Origin of the sequence: Paenibacillus gansuensis, from assembly GCF_042684925.1 — a bacterium.
In the GTDB taxonomy this organism is placed as follows: domain Bacteria; phylum Bacillota; class Bacilli; order Paenibacillales; family DY6; genus Paenibacillus_N; species Paenibacillus_N gansuensis.
The window spans coordinates 726,193-746,241 of the sequence record NZ_JBHUME010000002.1 but is presented as its reverse complement, the minus strand read 5'-3'; the positions used below and the strand labels follow the sequence as shown (position 1 = coordinate 746,241).

The 20,049-nt window shown below is 50.4% G+C and carries 20 protein-coding genes; 16 read left to right on the top strand and 4 right to left on the bottom strand.

The window, feature by feature from the left end:
* Positions 1-200: 200 nt before the first annotated feature.
* The 4 genes from ACFSUF_RS03425 (at position 201) to ACFSUF_RS03410 (ending at position 4,233) form a co-directional block, all read left to right on the top strand.
* Positions 201-1,088 (top strand): carbohydrate ABC transporter permease, encoded by an 888-nt coding sequence (locus ACFSUF_RS03425; protein ID WP_377600107.1) that lies wholly within the window; start codon positions 201-203, stop codon positions 1,086-1,088.
* The gene (locus ACFSUF_RS03420; protein WP_377600105.1) at positions 1,081-1,926 is read left to right on the top strand and encodes a carbohydrate ABC transporter permease; all 846 of its coding nucleotides are present in this window, start codon (positions 1,081-1,083) and stop codon (positions 1,924-1,926) included. Before ACFSUF_RS03425 ends, ACFSUF_RS03420 begins: the two co-directional genes overlap by 8 nt.
* 24 nt (positions 1,927-1,950) lie before the next feature.
* The gene (locus tag ACFSUF_RS03415; RefSeq protein WP_377600103.1) at positions 1,951-3,273 is read left to right on the top strand and encodes an ABC transporter substrate-binding protein; all 1,323 of its coding nucleotides are present in this window, start codon (positions 1,951-1,953) and stop codon (positions 3,271-3,273) included.
* A 72-nt stretch (positions 3,274-3,345) separates the two neighbouring features.
* Positions 3,346-4,233 (top strand): helix-turn-helix domain-containing protein, encoded by an 888-nt coding sequence (locus ACFSUF_RS03410; protein WP_377600102.1) that lies wholly within the window; start codon positions 3,346-3,348, stop codon positions 4,231-4,233.
* On the opposite strand, the gene ACFSUF_RS03405 is transcribed toward ACFSUF_RS03410, so the two are convergent.
* The gene (locus tag ACFSUF_RS03405) at positions 4,218-5,057 is read right to left on the bottom strand and encodes a helix-turn-helix domain-containing protein (RefSeq protein WP_377600101.1); all 840 of its coding nucleotides are present in this window, start codon (positions 5,055-5,057) and stop codon (positions 4,218-4,220) included. The genes ACFSUF_RS03410 and ACFSUF_RS03405 overlap by 16 nt on opposite strands.
* Before the next feature lie 148 nt (positions 5,058-5,205).
* On the opposite strand from ACFSUF_RS03405, the gene ACFSUF_RS03400 reads away from it, so the two are divergent.
* Positions 5,206-6,036 carry a phytanoyl-CoA dioxygenase family protein gene (locus tag ACFSUF_RS03400; protein ID WP_377600100.1) on the top strand — a complete coding sequence of 277 codons (831 nt, stop codon included), beginning with the start codon at positions 5,206-5,208 and terminating at the stop codon, positions 6,034-6,036.
* 126 nt (positions 6,037-6,162) lie between these two features.
* On the opposite strand, the gene ACFSUF_RS03395 is transcribed toward ACFSUF_RS03400, so the two are convergent.
* Complete coding sequence (locus ACFSUF_RS03395; protein ID WP_377600098.1) at positions 6,163-6,495, bottom strand: ArsR/SmtB family transcription factor; 333 nt, start codon at positions 6,493-6,495, stop codon at positions 6,163-6,165.
* A gap of 197 nt (positions 6,496-6,692) precedes the next feature.
* On the opposite strand from ACFSUF_RS03395, the gene ACFSUF_RS03390 reads away from it, so the two are divergent.
* The 5 genes from ACFSUF_RS03390 to rocF all read left to right on the top strand — a co-directional run bounded on the left by ACFSUF_RS03390 (position 6,693) and on the right by rocF (position 12,790).
* Positions 6,693-7,262, top strand: a complete 570-nt coding sequence (locus tag ACFSUF_RS03390; protein WP_377600096.1) for a nucleotidyltransferase family protein — start codon at positions 6,693-6,695, stop codon at positions 7,260-7,262.
* A 288-nt stretch (positions 7,263-7,550) separates the two neighbouring features.
* A complete protein-coding gene (locus tag ACFSUF_RS03385) occupies positions 7,551-8,615 on the top strand; it encodes a DUF3048 domain-containing protein (protein WP_377600094.1) in 1,065 nt (354 codons plus the stop codon).
* 105 nt (positions 8,616-8,720) lie between these two features.
* Positions 8,721-10,166, top strand: a complete 1,446-nt coding sequence (locus ACFSUF_RS03380; RefSeq protein ID WP_377600092.1) for an NAD-dependent malic enzyme — start codon at positions 8,721-8,723, stop codon at positions 10,164-10,166.
* 217 nt (positions 10,167-10,383) lie between these two features.
* A complete protein-coding gene (rpoN, locus tag ACFSUF_RS03375) occupies positions 10,384-11,847 on the top strand; it encodes an RNA polymerase factor sigma-54 (protein WP_377600090.1) in 1,464 nt (487 codons plus the stop codon).
* 43 nt (positions 11,848-11,890) lie between these two features.
* A complete protein-coding gene (gene rocF / locus ACFSUF_RS03370) occupies positions 11,891-12,790 on the top strand; it encodes an arginase (RefSeq protein WP_377600248.1) in 900 nt (299 codons plus the stop codon).
* Positions 12,791-12,849: 59 nt separating this feature from the next.
* On the opposite strand, the gene ACFSUF_RS03365 is transcribed toward rocF, so the two are convergent.
* Together ACFSUF_RS03365 and ACFSUF_RS03360 are read right to left on the bottom strand one after the other, a co-directional pair.
* Positions 12,850-13,245 carry a DUF1801 domain-containing protein gene (locus ACFSUF_RS03365; protein ID WP_377600088.1) on the bottom strand — a complete coding sequence of 132 codons (396 nt, stop codon included), beginning with the start codon at positions 13,243-13,245 and terminating at the stop codon, positions 12,850-12,852.
* A gap of 1 nt (position 13,246) precedes the next feature.
* Entirely contained in the window at positions 13,247-13,483 is a 237-nt protein-coding gene (locus ACFSUF_RS03360; protein ID WP_377600087.1) for a DNA-binding protein, read from the bottom strand.
* A 112-nt stretch (positions 13,484-13,595) separates the two neighbouring features.
* Here ACFSUF_RS03360 and ACFSUF_RS03355 point away from each other — a divergent pair, with 112 nt between their 5' ends.
* The 6 genes from ACFSUF_RS03355 to ACFSUF_RS03330 all read left to right on the top strand — a co-directional run bounded on the left by ACFSUF_RS03355 (position 13,596) and on the right by ACFSUF_RS03330 (position 19,980).
* Complete coding sequence (locus ACFSUF_RS03355; RefSeq protein WP_377600085.1) at positions 13,596-14,426, top strand: nucleotidyltransferase domain-containing protein; 831 nt, start codon at positions 13,596-13,598, stop codon at positions 14,424-14,426.
* 225 nt (positions 14,427-14,651) lie between these two features.
* Positions 14,652-15,449 (top strand): IclR family transcriptional regulator, encoded by a 798-nt coding sequence (locus ACFSUF_RS03350; RefSeq protein WP_377600082.1) that lies wholly within the window; start codon positions 14,652-14,654, stop codon positions 15,447-15,449.
* A 216-nt stretch (positions 15,450-15,665) separates the two neighbouring features.
* Positions 15,666-16,763 (top strand): mandelate racemase/muconate lactonizing enzyme family protein, encoded by a 1,098-nt coding sequence (locus ACFSUF_RS03345; protein ID WP_377600080.1) that lies wholly within the window; start codon positions 15,666-15,668, stop codon positions 16,761-16,763.
* A 24-nt stretch (positions 16,764-16,787) separates the two neighbouring features.
* Positions 16,788-17,804 carry a zinc-dependent alcohol dehydrogenase gene (locus ACFSUF_RS03340; RefSeq protein ID WP_377600079.1) on the top strand — a complete coding sequence of 339 codons (1,017 nt, stop codon included), beginning with the start codon at positions 16,788-16,790 and terminating at the stop codon, positions 17,802-17,804.
* Positions 17,805-17,856: 52 nt separating this feature from the next.
* The gene (locus ACFSUF_RS03335) at positions 17,857-18,627 is read left to right on the top strand and encodes an SDR family oxidoreductase (RefSeq protein WP_377600077.1); all 771 of its coding nucleotides are present in this window, start codon (positions 17,857-17,859) and stop codon (positions 18,625-18,627) included.
* A 72-nt stretch (positions 18,628-18,699) separates the two neighbouring features.
* Positions 18,700-19,980 (top strand): MFS transporter, encoded by a 1,281-nt coding sequence (locus ACFSUF_RS03330; RefSeq protein WP_377600075.1) that lies wholly within the window; start codon positions 18,700-18,702, stop codon positions 19,978-19,980.
* The last annotated feature ends 69 nt before the right edge of the window (positions 19,981-20,049 follow it).

Here is a 20,049-nt window from a genome sequence, read left to right as displayed (position 1 = left end):
AGGACAAACGAAAATGAAGCCTCCCGCAGAAAACATGTATTCTGTTCAGGTTTTTATTATATATCTGTCAACCGATATTCAAACCTGAACATTGTACATCTAATCTAAATATCCGTGCATTTACGGATGAGTCTGCAAAAGGAATAATGAAGCTGTATCCAAAAATAAAGGGCTTACATTTTGACGAGAAGGGGGAAGCCATGTCGGTCAATTTGAGCAAAAAGAGCAGAAATAACCTGTGGGCTTACGTATTTATCAGCCCTCAAATTCTGGGTTTACTGTTGTTTTCATTAGGTCCAGTTGTATTTGCCTTTGTGATCAGCTTTATGGATTGGGATATCAGTACCACACCTTCCTGGATTGGTTTACGGAATTACACGAAACAACTCACCGACCCGATATTTTGGAAGATTTTCAGGAATACCCTGGTCTTTGCACTTTTGTATATACCTTCTACTTTAGTTCTCTCCCTCGTTCTGGCAATGATGCTGAATACACATGTGGCCGGGAAAATGTTCTTCCGTGCAGCCTACTTCATGCCTGTCATTACGTCCACGATTGCCATCTCTCTAGTATGGACGTGGCTGTATAATCCGGACTTCGGGTTGATTAATGCGGGTCTGCAAGCGGTCGGCTTGAAGGGTGTAGGGTGGTTGACCAGCCTGACCTGGGCTCTGCCTTCGATCGTCATTATGGCTGTCTGGCAAAGTGTAGGCTATAACATGGTGTTATTCCTTGCCGGCCTGCAGGGTGTGCCGCGGCATCTTTACGAAGCATCCAAAATTGACGGGGCAGGCCCATTACAGCGTTTTTGGAACATCACACTGCCTATGATTTCACCCACAACTTTTTTCGTGTTAACCATGCTGGTCATTCATTCTTTTCAAGTTTTTAATGAGCCGTACATGATGACCAAAGGGGGCCCGGCAGACGCGACTAACGTGATTGTTCTTCACATTTATAACACGGCGTTCCAATTCTATAAGATGGGAGAAGCTTCCGCTATCTCCTTTATCCTGTTTGCCATTATTTTTGCAGTGACTCTGGTCCAATTTAAATTCTCAAAGTGGGTGAACTACGATGTTTAAGGCAATGACCCTAAAGAGAATGTCGGGAATGGACTGGTTCCTCTTTATTGTATTGCTCTTAGGTTCCATTCTGATGCTCGTACCGTTTCTATGGATGCTGACCACCTCGGTTAAAGTTCAGGAGGACGTGTTTGCCTACCCTCCCAAGTGGCTTCCTGACCCTATTGTCTGGAGTAATTATAAGCGCGCATGGACGATGTTTCCCATGGGTACGGCTTACTTCAACAGTTTCAAGATTGCAGTCCTGGTCACAATCGGAACCTTATGGAGCTGCTCTATGGCCGGTTATGCTTTTGCTAAAATGGAGTTCAAAGGCAAGAAACTATGGTTTCTCCTGTTGTTGGCAACGATGATGATTCCGGCGCAGGTTACGATGATCCCCACGTTCTTATGGTTTAAAGAAATCAGTTGGCTGAATACGCACTGGCCTCTAATCATACCGCCAATATTGACTAATGCATTCGGAGTGTTCCTGCTGCGCCAATTCATTTCGTCCATACCGAATGAGCTTGAAGATGCGGGGAGGATGGACGGCCTGAATCCGTGGCGGATCTACTGGTCGGTCGTGCTTCCCAATTGCCGGCCCGCTTTGGCAGCTTTAGGGGTATTCACCTTTATGTATCATTGGAACAATTTTCTCGGACCGCTCATTTACCTGAACACGGCGGAAAAGTATACGCTTCCGCTCATTATTGCTTCTTTTCAGGGATTATACTCGACAGACTGGACACTGTTAATGTCGGCATCTTGTATTACTTTAGCTCCGGTACTGCTGGTTTATCTGTTTGCGCAACGTTATTTCATCGAGGGAATCACGCTTAGCGGTCTGAAAGGATAAATGAACAGAGGGGACTGGTTTAAGGTGAAAAAGAGAATCGCAGCGTTACTCTTGTCAAGTTTACTGATCATTATGGTTTTTGCAGGGTGTTCTACAGGGGGAAATGAATCCGGGAATGGGGGTTCTTCCAAAGATGTGGTAAAATTGCGCATGTCGCTCATTACTGCAGGTCCCGATGAATTGAAAGCGTGGCAGGCGATGGTGGATGCTTTCAACAAGAAAGATCCGAAAATACAGGTGGAAATTCAACAAGTACCAGGCACATGGGATGATTACACCAAGAAAATGACGGCTGAGCTGGCCGCCGGAAGTCCTCCGGATATAGGCAGGATGGGGGTTGCCTATGTGCCTATGTTCTCTTCCAAAGGACAATTGGAGAACTTGTATGAACGGGCTAACGAGACCTTGCAGCTGGATGAATATTACGATGTAGCGTTTCAACAATATATGAAAAATGATCAGATGTACGGTGTGCCGGTGGGCATTTATACACTAGGCATGTACTACAACAAAGACCTGTTCGACAAAGCCGGCGTTGCCTATCCGCCTTCCGACTGGAATAAGGCGTGGACATGGGAGCAGTTCCGCGATGCGGCAGCCAAGATCACATCCGGAAAAGGCGGAGGCAAAACCTACGGCACTTATATTAATCTGTTTCCCGAGCGCTCCATGCAGTACTTATGGTCCAACGGCGGAGGCATCATTAATGAAGACCGGACGCAGCAAATCGTAAACACACCGGAGACTAAGGAAGCCTTGGCCTTCCTGCAGGGAATGATCAAGGACGGGTACTCGCCTACGCCTGCCGAAACGAAAACCCTACCTCCGAACGATTTGTTTATGACGGGCAGATTAGGTATGCTTGTGGAAGGACCTTGGATGATGCCGTCTTTCAGTACAATCAAAAACTTTAAGTGGGGCGTAGCTCCCATTGCGAGGCCTGACGCTTCCAAGAAAGCGATTACGCCCAATTATATCGACTCCTACGTAGTGTTTAAGGGCTCGAAACATGTGGATGAGGCATGGAAAGCGATTCAGTTCTTTATTGGGGAGGAAGCGGGAAATATCCTGGTCGATCGAAATGCGCTTGGAATTCCAGTGAAAAAATCGGTGGTGGAGGCTAGGAAAAGCACCATGTTCTCCACTCTGACTCCGGAAGAGAAGGAAGTCTGGTTTCAATCCATTGATTTCTCCAAAGAGGTTCCTTTTACAACCAACTGGTCAGAGATGATGAATGCAACCATGAAGAAATTCGACTTGATCGGACTCCAGCAGGAAGATGCGGAGAAAGCAGCAGATGAACTGGCGCCGGAGTTGGAGAAGCTGATTAAGGAGCAAAAGAAATAAATCTTGAATGGAAATACAGCATGGGGATGAATTCTCCCCATGTTGCTTTTTCATTTGTAAGGAGGCCTTAGCATGAACGAAGTTTCGTTACTTGGCAGCCGTTATCCGCTTATTCGGGACATGGGAACAACATTAACCCGAACCGGTTGGATCCATCCTGACCGTGTGACCGACTACCATGTCTTTATTTATTGTATCGAGGGACAGATGCAGGTGATCGAGGACGGAACGGAGTTTTTTTTGCGCGACGGGGATATTCTTTTTCTTAAAAAAGGCATACATCATTGGGGCGAAGAGGGAACTCTCCCTGGTACGTCAACGATATGGATTCATTTCTATGATTCGGTTCCTGCCCTTCCCGATACACAGGACACAGAGCACCCTGCCTTTCAACATTTGCATATGGTTCCAACGTTTAATATGTTTACCCCGGGTACATACGAGTTTTCGCTGCCCCTTCCTAAATACTTCAATATTCAAAAATATCCTTACATAGCCAAAAGAATCAGGGAAGTATATGAGCTGTATACCTCTGCCCGGCCGTTTCGGCATCTGTATCTCTCTATGGAGACAATGTCCGTGTTTCTGGAGCTTTACAATGCATCGCAGCAGAAAGAATCTTTCGGCAAAGCGGATGTTCTAGTGCAGAAGCTGATCTCCTATTTGGAAGACCATAGTGGACAGATGCTGGATACGGAACAGATAAGGGAAGATTTTCAGTTGAATTATAACTATCTCAGCACCTTATTTAAAGCGAAACTGGGTACAAGCATCTTCAAATTCCATGAACGGCAGCGGGTTCAAAAGGCGGCTGAGCTGCTAAAGACAACATCCATGAATATTACGGAGATCAGCTACCACCTTGAATTTAAAAGTCCCTATTATTTCAGCCGTGTATTCAAAAAAGTGATGGGGGAATCCCCTTCTGACTATATTAAGAATATTTACAGGATGAGATGAACTTTACGGGGAAACGTCGGCGGGAAGCCATAATGCCGCTTAAACAGTTTGCTGAACGTATAGATATCTTTATAGCCAAGAGCTATGGAAATCTCCGTAACCGACATGGCTGTTTCCGTGAGCAGCTGCAGCCCGCGCTCCAAGCGCAGCTTCGTAATCGTCTCTTTCAGAGAAAGCCCCGTATTGTCCTTCATTAGCTTGCTGATGTAGCGGGGGGAATAGCCGACGGATGCCGCCAATTGCTGATATTCAATAGTTTCTGACAAGTGCAAACGGATGTAATCCTGAGCCTGCATCATAATTTTTTTATGGTAGCGGGCTTGAAGTGTATGGGTACTCATGGCAAATTCCGCATTCCAACGCGTAATGATCAGTTTCAGCAGCAGGTCTGTTTCAACAGCGGTTTCATCGTTTTGCTGCAAATTTGCAAGCTCTATTAACTGGTGCAATAACGGCTCAATCGAGCTGGTATCCACGAACGAAATATGGCGGGTGGAGGATAGAATTTCTTCTACCGCTGCTTTGTCTTTTTTGCTGCTAATCTCAAAGTGGCAGTACAGAACAGTAAGCGGATGCGCAAGGTTCTGCTCCCCAATAACACGGTCGCCCGGTTGGAATATAAAGAAGCTTCCGGCTTGCACGGGATAATTGGTTCCATTGACGTTCATAGAACCTTGTCCGGATAAGACGTACCATAGGTCAAAATCATGAAAAGGCGTCGGCTGCCAGGACCAGCCTGGTTCACAAACGTATTTCCCGAAGGAAGAGCCGACAAGGCAATAAAGGCCGTCCCATCTGTTCGGCAGTGCGGGTTTCCTATCCACCTAATTCCCTCTCTTTCTGTTATCGGATGACTTAGCGATATCATAGCATGTATAGCATTTGAGTACAAAAATGATAACGCTCTAGACATTCCTTATTCTCCCCTTACATAGTACTCTGAAAGTACAAAAAGGAAAGGGATGATAGAGGATGACGAAGGTAGAATGGACACCGGAAGAAATAAATTCACGATTGTATCGATATGATCGTGTGCATGTTAGTCTAAATGGAATCCAAGAGGTTACAGAAGATCAGATCCAGATATACCGGAAAGAAGGGTTTCTGGCCGTCAATTCTTTTTTTGAACAGGAAATGGTGCAAACTGCCCTTGAGGGTATCATGGATCTTGCTTTCGTGGATCGGAAAGGGGCGAAGCTTCAATTTACGAGGCCGGAAACGGAATTGCATACGCTGGAGGAGCGGGAGTTATCTTTACGCAAAGTTTACGAGTTTGTTGAAGTGGAAGAAAGGCTCAAACAGATTGCTTACCACCCGGATATTCTTTCCGTCATCAGGCGGATTTTTGGCGAAGAGCCTAAACTGATTCAAGATATGGCGCTATTAAAACCTCCCCATGGGGGAGGAGAGAAGCCGTGGCACCAAGATATGGCCTACGGAAATTTGACCTACACCAAGGCGGCAATCGGAGTCTGGATCGCATTGGATGATGCAGGCGTCAATAACGGGTGCATGCATGTTATCCCAAGATCGCAGCAGGAAGGGGCGACGCCCCATTATGCGATCCGGGATTGGCAGCTGTGCGATACGCAGGTGCCGGTAGAACGGGATGTTGCAGTGCCGCTTCATTCCGGCGGGGTATTATTCTTTCACGGCATGCTGTATCATGGGACCCCCTTTAATTTTTCGAGCGAACGGCGCAGGGCGCTGCAGTTTCATTACGCTCCCGCTTCGGCAGAGCGGGTCATGCCGAAAGAATATAAGCGGATGTTCACGAATGAGCTGACAGGCGCAGAGTGTTGAACAAACAGAACGAAAAAGGCGGCTCCCCTTGCCGGAAGGCACGGAGAGCCGCCTGTCCCTATGAGGGCGGAACTTAAGGGTAGGGGAGATCAGTCTCTATAGTAACGGAACCAAATTCGCTGCCTGCTATTGGTCCTTAGCCTGAATACCAGCGGCAAACTTCTCTAAAAAAGCCCCGATGGCTTCTTCATTTCTCCTATAATAGGTCCATTGGCCGTAACGGCGGGACTCAAGAAGTCCGGCTTTTTGCATGGAGGATAGGTAGGAGGAAATGACGGATTGCGACAAGCCATATTTCTCCTGTATACTTCCTACACAGACACCGCCAGGAAACTCCTCTTGAATTATGCTCGGCAGCTCCTTGCTTATCTGATCCGGCTCCCGAAGCCAGCACAGGATATGGAGACGGGTTTCATTAGAGAGAGCCTTCAGTACCGCAAGCATATGTTCATCTTTCATGATTGGACTCCCGTTCTTGATTTTTTTGCTCAAATATCAGAATGTATAAGTTTCTAGTTATACTCAGTTTTGATATTTCACCGGAATGAAATGAACTGTTTCGCCTATAGGACGGCGCCAGACGTTTCACCTTGCCAGTATACCAAATGTGATGAGAATGAGGAAACTGCCAATATCCAATATTGCGGGGGTGCATTGTGATCATACATAGTAAGCATGATATTCTGCAGCTGATTTCCGAAGATGAATGGATGATGGATATTATCAGGGCTGCCAAACGGCTAGAGCTCCCGGATTGGTGGGTATGTGCCGGGTTTGTGCGCACGAAAGTGTGGGATGTCCTGCATGGGTTCGACGAACGAACCCCGCTGGCGGATGTGGATGTGGTTTATTTTGATAAATCCAATACAGATGAAGCGGTGGAAAAAGAGTACGAGCAAAAGCTCCATCTCATGCTGCCCGGCATACCCTGGTCCGTGAAAAATCAGGCAAGAATGCATAAAATCAACGGCATTCCGCCTTATGTCTCTTCAACGGATGCGATCTCCAAATTCCCTGAGACGGTCACCTCGCTGGGGGTTAAGCTGGATGACCAGGACCGATTGATTCTGACGGCCCCTCATGGCATAAAGGATGTATTGGATATGCGGGTGAAGCCGACGCCGTATTTTTGCGAAAGCCAAGATAGGTTAGCGGTTTACAAAAGGAGAATTACGGAGAAGAATTTCAGCGCCAAGTGGGGGAAGATTTCTGTGGATCCTATGTAAAATAGCGGCAGTTCGGTGCTTTCTAAGGCGTCCGCGTCTGCCGCATGATCACGGTGTTTACAAATTCAAATGCAGCTTACGGGTGTTCAGCATGCCTTCGAGACCAGTAGGGTCTTGTCCAACCCGGATGAGGCTCCTGTGATGGCTATAATTTTGTTCATTATGATTTCCTCCCATTTCATTTCGAATGTTTAGTTACTAAACAATGCAATGGGAGGCGGGCAGGAAAACAGGCACCGGAACGAGAAGTAGGGAGGAACGATAACGACAACAGGATGGTGCCAATCGATGACTTTGATCAAAAGATACCGCACAGCCGGCCTGCTAACCCTGGCCGCTGCGATGGCTTTCAGCACGGCAGCTTGCAGCAATCCAGGGAAGCAGGAAACAGTGCAGGAGCAGCCCCCTGGCAATACGGCCCCCGAGAAACCGTCGAATACCGCGGAGACCCCCGTGCCGGAAACGCCGGCTCCCCATACGTTTCCCCTTACAGGTCTAGGAACGGAACAGCCTGTAACGGAACGGCCGCTGATGTTTATGGTTGAGAACTCGCCGAAGGCACGCCCTCAGAGCGGACTGGATCAGGCGGATATCGTGTACGAGGTGTTGGCGGAAGGTGAAATCACGCGGTTTTTGGCCGTTTTTCAAAGCCAAGCGGCCGAAACGGTAGGGCCTGTACGGAGCATTCGGCCCTATTTTGTGCAGCTGGGTGAGGAACTGGATGCAGTTATGGTGCACGCCGGGTGGAGCCAGGACGCGATGAATATTTTGACCGGGCATAGGCTGGACCATTTTGACGAGGTGTATGGAGACGGGGCTTATTATTGGAGGGATAAATCCCGCAAAATGCCGCATAACCTCTACTCCAGCGTGGCCAAAATCCGCGATGCGGTCGAGGACCGCAAAAAGCGCCAGGAATGGATGCCGGTTGATTTGCAGTTTGCCGCCAAGGATGCTCCGGCGCCGGCTGGTACACCAGCGGTGAAGATAGCGATCCCCTACATTGCAGGCTATGATGTCGGATACGAATACGATGCTGCAGCCGGATTGTACAAGCGAGTAATGGAAGGCAAGCCCCATGAAGACCGGATCACAGGCAAGCAGCTGACGGCTTCGAATGTTCTGATCTGTTATACAAAGCATCAGGTACTGGATAAAGCAGGCCGCCGGAATGTGGATATTTACGGTCCGGGCAAAGGCTATCTTGTTCAAAAGGGTGTCGCGCAAGAAATAACATGGGAAAATAAAGGCGGAGCGATTCGGGCTTACAAGGACGGCCAAGAGTTGAGTTTGATTCCGGGCCAGACTTGGGTGCAGATCGTGCCGAACGGATCGAAAGTGACTTTTGAATAGAGCAGAACCAGGGTTGGCCCGCGCGGGCCGGCTCTTTTTTTTGGCATAAAACTTGCTTCATTCAGGAGTAGAAAGACTATCATTTCAATACGGGAGGCCAACGGGATGAACCCTTCAACACTAATTCAATCTCAAAATAATTACAGCGGAAAGAGCGTAATTCTGCGGCTGGAGTTTAATTCGGAATCGATCAAATTCGGCCAGGTAGCATCCCTGATCTCGGAGCGCGGCGGCGATATCGTGGCGATTGACATCATCAGCGGGTCCAAGACGGTTTCCGTCAGGGATTTAACGGTGAATGTTTCGGATTCATCGGATATATCCCGGATTACGGACGCGATTGCCAATATGAAAGACGTGAAGCTCGTTCATGTGTCGGACCGTACGTTCCTGCTGCACCTTGGGGGCAAAATTTCGATCGTACCCAAAACGCCGATTCAGAACCGTGACGACCTGTCCCGCGTATACACCCCCGATGTAGCCCGTGTCTGCCTTGCGATCAAAGACGATCCGCAAAAGTCGCACGCGCTTACCATTAAGCGGAATACGGTGGCTGTCATCTCCGACGGCAGTGCGGTACTCGGCCTTGGAAACATCGGTCCGGAACCGGCGATGCCTGTCATGGAAGGAAAAGCGATGCTGTTCAAGCAGTTTGCTGATGTGGATTCGTTCCCGATCTGTCTGGATACGCAGGATACCGAAGAAATTATCCGGACGATTAAGCACATTGCGCCAGCATTTGGCGGTATCAATTTAGAGGATATTTCGTCTCCGAGATGTTTTGAAATCGAATCGCGCCTGCGTCAGGAGCTGGATATCCCGGTATTCCATGACGACCAGCACGGGACGGCCGTTGTGTTGTATGCGGGGCTGCTCAATGCGGTCAAGCTGGTCGGAAAGCAAGTAAAAGATTTGAAAGTGGTCGTGTGCGGTATCGGTGCGGCCGGTATTGCTTGCAGTAAAATTTTGATGGCAGCGGGCGTAGGCAAGATTGTGGGTGTAGATATCGAGGGGATTCTGAACGCGGACGAAGAATATGCAAATCCGATGAAGCAGTGGTACGCAGCAAACACGAATCCGGACCGGGAAAAGGGCGGGCTTCGCGATGCGGTGCGCGGGGCGGACGTATTTATCGGCTTGTCCAAAGGCGGGCTGCTGAAACGGGAGGATATTCTGACGATGGCCAAAGATCCGATCGTGTTCGCCATGGCCAACCCGACGCCGGAAATTGAACCTGATCTGATCGAGGATATCGCGGCAGTGGTAGCTACCGGACGATCCGATTATCCGAACCAGATTAACAATGTCCTGTGCTTCCCGGGCATGTTCCGCGGCGCTCTGGACTGCAGGGCATCGGACATCAATGAGGAAATGAAGCTGGCTGCAGCCGAAGCGATCGCCTCCATTATCAAGGATGACGAGCTGAATAAACACTATATTATTCCTAGCGTATTTAACCAGGAGATTGTCCGGACCGTGCGGCAGGAAGTGATTGCAGCTGCGATCCGCACTGGTGTGGCGCGCAGGGTTCCGAGAGAATTTAAAGCATAAAAGGGAGATGAAGAAATACAAGTCTCCTTCCGATTTGGGTGCTGATGGTGCTTAAAGGCGAATGTCATAGATTGCCAGTAAGTTTGGGCGGACCTCCCTCTAGCGTTTTCATTTCCGAGAAGATATAATGTGAAATATAGGGAATGAAAGCGGTTACATAATTACAAGTAACCCTGCATAAAAATACATCATCGGCAAGAGACAAGGGGGCTTAACTATGGTAACGGGAGTAGCTCTGCACCTTGAACAAGGCATGAGGCTGGCGCTTACGCCGGAGATGCATCAGTCGATTTATATGCTGCAGCTGTCTCACCAGGAGCTGTCGAGTTATTTATATGAGCAGGCGGAATCCAATCCGCTGCTGGAGATTGGAGAGGTTCCGGCGGCCGGCAGCGGATCGCTGACGGAGAGGCACCGGAGCAGGGCGGGGCAGAACGTCCGGGAGGTGCGGCAACAGGCGGGTGAAGCGGGAGCGGGGAGTTTCCGGCCGAGCGGCGGAAAGCCGGGGCGGGAGCCCCGGGCAGCCGCCCGCGGAGGCGGCGCCTCGAGCGATCCCCTGAGCAGCGTCAGCGGCCGCGGGGAGACGCTCGAGGAAAGCTTGCTGAGCCAGCTGCGCATCGCGGGGATCCCGGATTCGCTGTATGGCGCGGCGGCGTTTCTCGCCGGCAGCCTGAACGAATCCGGCTACCTCGCGGAACCGCTGGACGCGCTCAGCGCGCAGCTTGGCTGCCCGCTGACGGTCACGGAAGCGGCGCTGCGCCGGCTCCAGGAGATGGAGCCGGCCGGGGTGGGGGCGCGCGATCTGCGGGAGTGTCTGCTCCTGCAGATCGCGCGCGATCCGGGAGCGCCGGCGGCCGCATGGACGCTGGCCGACCGGCACTTGCCCGAGCTGGCGCAAGGGCGCTATGAGCGCATTGCGGCAGCGATGGGCGTGACGCCCGAGGCCGTGAGGGCGGCGGCGGGGTACATCCGCGGGCTGGACCCGCGGCCGGGCGCGGCGCTCGGGCAAGTGCGCAGCGAGTATGTGATCCCCGATGCACGGGTGGAGCTGGACCCGGCGGGGGAAGCCGGCGGCAGCGTCTCTTCCGGAGGCACACGCCGCTTTACCGTGAGGCTGCTCCGCGGGCTTGTCCCGCAAATAAAAATCAGCGAAACCTATAACAAACTGCCCGAAAGGATGAGCTGTCAGCCGACAGCTGCATATATTAGGGATATGAGCAGGTCGGCCTCGATGCTTCTGCACAATCTGGAGCACCGGGAACAGACGCTGTACCGGGTGATCGAGGCAGTTTTCTCTCACCAGGAAGGGTTTTTAACGGATGGACCTGCGGGACTGAAGCCGCTCAATCTTAAGCAAATTGCCGAGCAGCTCGGATTCCACGAATCCACCGTCAGCCGGGCCGCTCAACATAAATATGTGGAAACCCCTTGGGGTGTGCATCCTTTGAAATTCTTTTTCTCGACAGGAATTCAGACCGCGGAAGGCAGTGCAGCGTCGAATGTGACGGTGAAAGCCCGGATCCGCAAGCTCATCGACAAGGAAAATAAGGGGAAGCCCTTATCCGACCAAATGCTGTGCGACCTTCTGGACCGGGAAGGCATCCGGCTGTCGCGCAGAACCGTTGCGAAATACCGGGAGGAGATGAAGATCCTTCCGTCCGTATTAAGGAAGTCCGTGTAACACCAAATATAGAGAGCAGGAACAGGAGAGGATGGAAATGGCAATGATGATGACAGAGACAGTTTCCTTGTTGAGTGTACCTTTTGGTTACGGGGCGGGCCGCCATGGTTCCGAGATGGGGCCGCAGGCAATCTTCAACGCAGGGTTAATGCGCCAGTTGAGCGAGCTTCAGATCCCGGTACAGGATGAGGGCCCGTTAACCGTGCCGCAGCATTATAACAGCACGCATCCGAGACTGAAATATTTTCATGAAATCATTGAACTGAATACGAATTTAGCCGCTAAAGTATCCGAAATCGTAGCCAGAAACTCCTTTCCGCTCGTCCTCGGCGGCGACCACAGCATCGCGATCGGCACGTATGCCGGGCTTGCACAGCATTACAAGAACCTTGGTGTGATCTGGTTTGATGCTCATGCGGATTTAAATACGGAAGACAGCAGCCCGTCCGGAAACATTCACGGCATGTCCCTTGGCGTAGGGTTGGGAAGAGGACCGGACCTGCTGACGCAGATCAAAGGCGCGGGACCGAACCTGAAGCCGGAGAACATCGTGCTGATCGGAACTAGACAACTGGATGCAGGGGAAAAAGAATATATCCGTTCCAGCGGCATCAAATGCTTTACGATGCATGACATCGACCGCAAGGGCATGTCAAACGTGATGGATGAAGCGATGTCCATCGTGACCCGCGGTACGGACGGTGTGCATTTAAGTTTTGACATTGACAGCCTTGACCCGTTGGAAGCGCCGGGCACAGGAACCAAAATTCCCGGCGGCGTAAGCTACCGTGAAGCACATTTTGCCTTGGAGTTAATGTACGAATCCCGCAAAATTACCTCCGCAGAATTCGTTGAAGTCAATCCGTCGCTTGATGCCGGCAACAAAACCGCCCGCTTAACCGTGGAATTGATCGCGTCCCTGCTGGGACAGCGGATTTTGTAAAAACGAAACGGCAGCCAAGACCTTTGTCTTGGACTGCCGTTTTTTTGTTGTTTCACAGGTTAGCCCGCAGCCTCGATCCACTTGCGCAGAATCTGTTGGAGCTGCTCCTTTTTGGCGTGAATGTCCTGCATGTCCGTGAATTTCATCGTTGCGCGGTCCGGGGCGGCCCAATTCAATAAACCGGCCGGGTCGCTGATGATGGGCTCTGTCGCGGGAGGGTTCTTTTTCTTGGCTCCGCAGTGTAAGACGATCTGGAAATATCCTTTTCCGTGCAGGTTAAACGTCACCCGGTCATCCTGGTTTGCGCAGTAGCTGAGCGAGTTCCATTTGATATGTTCCGATAAGGGGAGGCCGGAGGCAAGAATGATGCTGCGGACTTCTTCGATCTCATTTTTTAACGGATGCACCAGGCTTTCCAGATAGTCTGCAGCGGAGACTGTTTTTCCTTTACTCATCCTAAGTCCCTCTTGTACCTTCAGCGGCAAAAGACAGCCCTTTTTCCGCAAGCGCACGTCTTAAAGGTTCCAGTGTTTTAGGTCCGACTCCATGCAGTTTGAGCACATCCTTTTCGGTCAGCCGTGTAAACTGCTCCAATTTGATGTAGCCGGCTTGCGTTAAGGCACGGGTTGCGGGTTTACTTAGATTAGCAGGGAGTTCCGATAGGGGACCTGCGTTTGAGTTGTTCGTCGGCATGCTGAGCACTCCTTTTGTAACTAGATAAATGTTTTATTCCACAATCATTGGAGATTTCCTTTGCAGCAACCACTTTACATGGATATTTACTTGAAACTCTGGAGGAGCTTATATGAACATACAATCTGTAATCGATAAAGTCGTGGAACGGTTACGCGATGTGAATGGGGTGGAAGCTGTCGTTCTGGGCGGATCCCGGGCTAAAGGTACGCACCACGCCAAATCAGATATTGATATCGGTCTCTACTATGACGGCAGCAAAGGCCTGGATATGGCCGGGTTGAAAAAGGCGGCTTCAGCGCTGGATGACGAACATAGAGAGGAGGCAGTAACGGATATTGGCGGCTGGGGGCCTTGGATTAACGGGGGCGGCTGGCTGACGGTGGATTCCGCTCCAGTGGATATACTTTACCGGGATTTGAAGCGGGTCGAAGAGACGATGGACCAGTGTCTGTCAGGTACGGTTACGATCGATTACCAGCCGGGACATCCGCACGGTTTTCTGAATGCAGTTTATGTGGCGGAGATGGCATTGTGCAAGGTACTCTGGGACCCGGGGAAACAGGTTGAAAAGCTGAAATCACGACTGCACCCGTACCCGGCTGCTTTGAAGGAAGCGCTGATCAACAAGTTCCTCTGGGAAGCCGGGTTCGCCCTGGAGACGGGGAGAAAAGGCATCGCTAAAGGCGATTTATCCTATGTAGCCGGGTGCTGCTTCCGGTCCGTCTCGTGTTTGAATCAGGTTCTTTTTGCGCTGAATGAGTGTTATTGGATGAATGAAAAAGGGGCCTCAGCCATCGCAGCTTCCTTCCGGCTCGTCCCTCCACGTTACGAGGAACGGGTTAACGCCGTATTCCGGTTCATCTCAGATGACCCAAATACTTTGGAGCAATCGATGGATCTGTTGCAGCAGCTTGTAACCGAAGTAAATCAACTGCTTTGAATTACTTCAAGCCGGACGGGTACTTGGAGGGAACTGGCGGTAACTGAGCACAGCATATACGGTGCCCAAACCGGAGGTCCTGCTGGAGTCAGTATAACATCTGCGGATATGCCGGAATCCGTATATCCGCTGCTTGAACTTTATGGAAATATATGATACAAAAAGGGATGCAGGCATCTTTAGACATGGAAACGATCCTGCTACCCTATGTATAAATGAGGTTGAATGATGCCGAAAGACGAACCTTTAAAATCCAGCTCCACCTTAGAGAGGGCGCTTCTTCTCCTGGATTATCTGGCGAAAGCAGGCGGGAAACTGGGAGTAAGCGAAGTTGCAGATTCCTTACAGCTTCCCAAGAGTACGACGCATCGTATCTTAGAGGTTCTGCAGCAAGCCGGTTATGTGGAACAGGATTCTAATACGGAGAAGTATTCGATCGGACTCAAGGCGATTGAAATCGGCATGGCAGGTTTGATAAATGCGGACTTGGTCGAAGTAAGCATTCCGCATTTGAGGGATCTTGTCGCTTTAACGAAACAAACCTCCTTTCTGGCTGTAAGCAACGAAGGAGAGGTCGTCTACATATATAAGGCGGAAGGGACTTCTTCCGTCATAACGAACGCGAATTTAGGCACGCGGAATCCTATGCATTGTACCGGACTAGGCAAAGCCATGCTGGCCTATTATTCTTTGGAAGATGTAGAGAAGATAATCGATCTGAAAGGATTACCCTCCTACACAAAAACGACGATTACCGACAGGCAGAGACTGCTCGAAGAGTTGAGTCATATCCGCAAAACAGGCGTGGCTATAAACTACGAAGAGCACGATGAAGGGTTAAGCTCCGTCGGGGCGGCGATATTCGATTACACCGGACGGGTTGTCGCTTCCGTCAGCGTCGCTGGACCGACAAACCGGATTATGGAGGAAAAGGACTATATTTCGGAGATCGTCAAGCAAAAAAGCCTACACATTTCCAAAAGGCTGGGCTATGTGCCCTCGATGCGTTCATCGCTGTTTTAGGGATTAATTTAAGAAGATTAGTAAAGTCAACCGTGGATAAGGTTGGCTTTTTTTGTTTCTTAATTGCATCTTGACTCTCGAACGGCATTATTATACGATATTTATGGAACGACGTTCCGAATTATAATAAAAATAGAGATTTAAAGAGACATTGTTCCATAAAGTTGAAAATTGGTTAAAACTGTACAACACTTTTTTTCGAAGGAGAGACTCGCTATGTCCACCGCAATTGTCGACGTCATTACAGAATATTACCGTATTCCGCTTCCCGAGCTAATGGGGGATGCCAAACACGGAATCCACACCCATTTTGAATTGCCGGTAGTTAAAATTATTCTTGAAAACGGTTGCGAAGGTGTGGGATACACATATACCGGTGGGGTTGGCGGCAGAGCTGTCTGCAATATGATTGAACATGATTTGAAGCCGTTCCTGATCGGTAAAGATGCCAGCCGGGTGGAGCATCTATGGGAAGAGATGAACTGGAAGATTCATTACGTCGGCCGCGGCGGAATCGCATCCTTTGCCATATCGGCGATTGACATAGCCCTATGGGACCTTCGGGCGAAAAAAGCGGGTGAACCTCTATGGAAACTGCTTGGGGGCGCGAACAGCAGCACGAAAGCTTATGCGGGCGCCATCGATTTGAACTTTCCTATGGAGAAACTGCTTACAAATATTAAAGGATATATTGAAAACGGATTCAGCGCAGTCAAGATCAAGCTTGGCCAGGAACGGCTGGAAGAAGATATCGAACGGGTGGCGGCGGTCCGCGAGCTGATTGGTCCGGACGTTGTTTTTATGGTGGACGCGAACATGAAATGGTCTATAGAAACGGCCGTTAAAGCGGCTAAACAGCTGAGACAATTTGATATTCTATGGCTAGAAGAGCCGACTATTCCCGAAGATTATCACGGGTACAGCCGGATTTCCAAAGAAGGCGGGCTTGCGATTGCCGCGGGCGAAAATTTGCACACGATCTATGAGTTCCAGAACATGATTTCCCGCGGCAACATCGATTTCCCTCAGCCGGACGCATCTAACATAGGGGGCATTACAGGCTGGCTGAAGGTCGCCCAACTGGCTTATGCGCATAATTTGCCCGTATGTACGCACGGGATGCAGGAACTCCATGTCAGTCTGATGTCCGCTATGCCGCACGCGAGCTATCTTGAAGTGCACAGCTTCCCGATCGACCGCTACACCGCGCGTCCGCTGGTTATCGAGAACGGGAGAGCCGTTGCTCCGGACGAACCGGGCTCCGGCGTGCAGTTCCGTTGGGATCTGCTGGCCTCTTTTAAAGCGTCGTTCTAATCTATCCTACTGGAGGGATTTACTATGAAAGCAGCATTTTATAACGGAAATAAATCGATCACTGTACAAGAGAACGCGCCCGTTCCCCCGAAAGCGGGAGAGATTCAGATTCAGGTAGCTTACGCGGGCCTTTGCGGTACGGATCTTCATATTTATTTGGGCCATATGGATAAGCGGGTAACGTTCCCGCAGATTATGGGGCACGAAATGTCGGGTGTGGTACATGCAGTGGGTGAAGGGGTGACGGGCTTTACAGTCGGGGATCCGGTAACGGTCATGCCGTTACACCCTTGCGGCGAATGTCCGGCGTGTAACGCGGGTCACAGCCACATTTGCCAGAATCTGAAGTTCCTCGGCATTGAGACGCCGGGAGCCTTCCAAAGCTATTGGACAGTGCCCGCGTTTACAGTGCTTCATCTCCCGAAAGGGCTGTCGCTGCAGCACGGCGCTTTAGTCGAACCTTTGGCCGTGGCCTGCCACGATGTGCGGCTGGGCGAGGTGAAGCAGGGGGATTATGCCGTCGTGCTGGGAGGCGGACCCATCGGGACGCTGATTGCGTTAGTTGCGAGAGAGGCTGGAGCCAAGGTGCTCGTTTCCGAAATCAATCCATATAGATTGGAACTGCTGGCAGAGCTTGGACTGGAGACGATTAATCCGAAGGAGGACAGCATCGTCGACCGCGTACAGCAAGCGACGGATGGGGCAGGCGCCGACATTGTGTTTGAAGTGACTTCGTCCGCCGTCGGAGCGGAGTTAATGACGCAATTGCCGCGGACAAGAGGCCGGATCGTAGTCGTGGCCATTTTCAGCGAGCCTGTGAAGGTAGACCTGCACCGTTTCTTCTGGCGCGAGCTGAAGCTTTGCGGGGCGCGAGTGTATGAACGGGAGGACTTCCAGTCGGCCATTGACCTGGCGGCATCCGGTAAGCTGGCATTGGATCGGATCATAACAGGAACGTATCCGCTGGCCGAAGCCGAGAAGGGCTTTCAGCAGATGGAAAACGGAGGAAAGGCTATGAAGATATTGTTAAGCTGCTCCTGATCGTCGGATATCGGTTATATCATTAAATCAGAATAAGAATGAGGTGGAATTCATGAGTGTCCTGGATATGTTTAAACTGGAAGGCAAGACGGCGCTCGTTACCGGGGCGAAGCGGGGCATCGGCAAGGCGATGGCCATAGCATTGGCCGAGGCAGGCGCCGATATCGTCGCCGTGAGTGCGAGTTTAGAGCCGTCAGGCAGCGAAGTGGAACAGGAAGTGAAAAAGTTAGGCCGTAAATTTACGGGGTACGCCTGCGATTTTGGGGACCGGAAAGCGGTTTATGATTTGATCGGAAGTCTGAGGAGGGATTTCCCGGTCATTGATATTCTGGTGAACAACGCGGGCACGATTTTACGCAAGCCGGCCGTTGAGCATACGGATGACTATTGGGATACGGTAATGAACGTAAACCTTAACTCGCAATTCGTTCTTAGCCGTGAGATCGGCAAGGAAATGGTGGCAAGAGGAGCGGGAAAAATTATATTTACAGCTTCGCTGCTTACCTACCAAGGTGGGGTTAACGTTCCTGGATATGCGGCCAGCAAAGGAGCGATCGGCCAGTTGACCAAAGCGCTCTCGAACGAATGGGCAGCCGCCGGCGTCCAAGTAAACGCGATCGCGCCCGGATATATTGCCACAGACAATACGGAAGCGCTGAGAAGCGATCCGAACCGGGCCGATGCGATATTGTCCCGAATTCCGGCGGGACGCTGGGGAACGCCGGACGATTTCAAAGGAACGGTTGTGTTTCTGGCATCGCAGGCTTCCAACTACATGACAGGCGAGATTATTACTGTAGACGGAGGATGGATGGCAAGATAACAATGGCGGGGGAGTGTAGTCTCTCGCTTTTCAGGAAGATGTATGCGCATTCAGAATAATGAGGGGGAATTGTTGTTGAAAAAGCAGAGGTATTCTATACTCGCATTTCTCTTTATTGCCAGTATTATTAACTATTTGGACCGTTCTGCCTTATCCATTGCAGCTCCGTTTATTAAGGAAGACTTGGAAATTAACGCAGCCCAGATGGGATTGATCTTCAGCAGTTTTTCCATCGGATACACGATTTTCAATTTTATCGGCGGTTATTCGTCCGATGTATACGGACCTAAGAAAATTATGAGCACCGCGATGATGGTATGGTCTTTTTTCGTCGGGTTAACGGCCGGTACCTATAATTTCATTTCCTTGTTTATTGTCCGGATTCTGTTCGGTTTCGGCGAAGGACCGATCGCGTCGACCCAAAACAAGATGGTATACAACTGGTTTCCGACGAAAGAACGCGCCGGGGCGGTAGGCATCGCCTATGCGGGAATTCCGCTCGGAAGCGCACTGGCAGGACCTGTTGTCGGATTTATCGCCCTGCAGTGGGGCTGGAGAATCTCTTTCCTCATATTGATGCTGGTCGGGATCGTATGGACCGTGCTTTGGATAAAAAAATCGAAGGATTTCCCGAAAGATCACCCGGCCGTATCCGCAAAGGAACTCGAAGAAATTGAGCAGGGCCAGATTGCTTTGTCCGAAGGCATTTCCGAGGGAACGAAGCTTACCTTCTTCATGAAACAGCCGGCCATTCTCTTCACGGCGGTAGCGTTCTGGTCATACAGTTACATTTTATTCTTCTTCTTAACCTGGTTTCCGTCTTATTTGACGGATGCCAAAAATTTAAGCCTGAAGAGCATGAGCATCGCAACGATGATTCCCTGGATTATGGGGGCTATCGGCCAGGTTCTCGGCGGATTCCTTTCCAACTATATCTATAAAAAGACAGGCAGGCTGATGTTCTCCCGTAAAGTGGTCATCGTTTCCGGCTTGATCGGAACGGCGTTGTGCGTAATCCTGACCGCAGTCGTAAATTCGGCGGCGGGCGCGGTGATTCTGATGTCGTTTGCTATATTGCTGTTATACCTGACCAATTCCTGCTATTGGGCTATCATTCAGGATATCGTTCCGAAACATAGGGTAGGCGGAGTCAGCGGTTTTGTTCACTCCCTGGCGAACACCGCCGGTATCGTGGCTCCTGCGGTAACGGGCTTCATCATTCAACTTACGGGAAGCTTTACTAGCGCTTTTGTCTTGGCGGGCGGATTGTCATTCATCGGAGCCCTCTGCGTAGGGATTTTCGTTAAAGCGATTAAACAGCCTGCTCAGCCAAATCCAAATTTGAATATTTAATTTGAAGCGGCGGCAATATTGGAGTGAGTGAAAACAAACGTTATCATTAGCCATTGGGAAATGATTGTG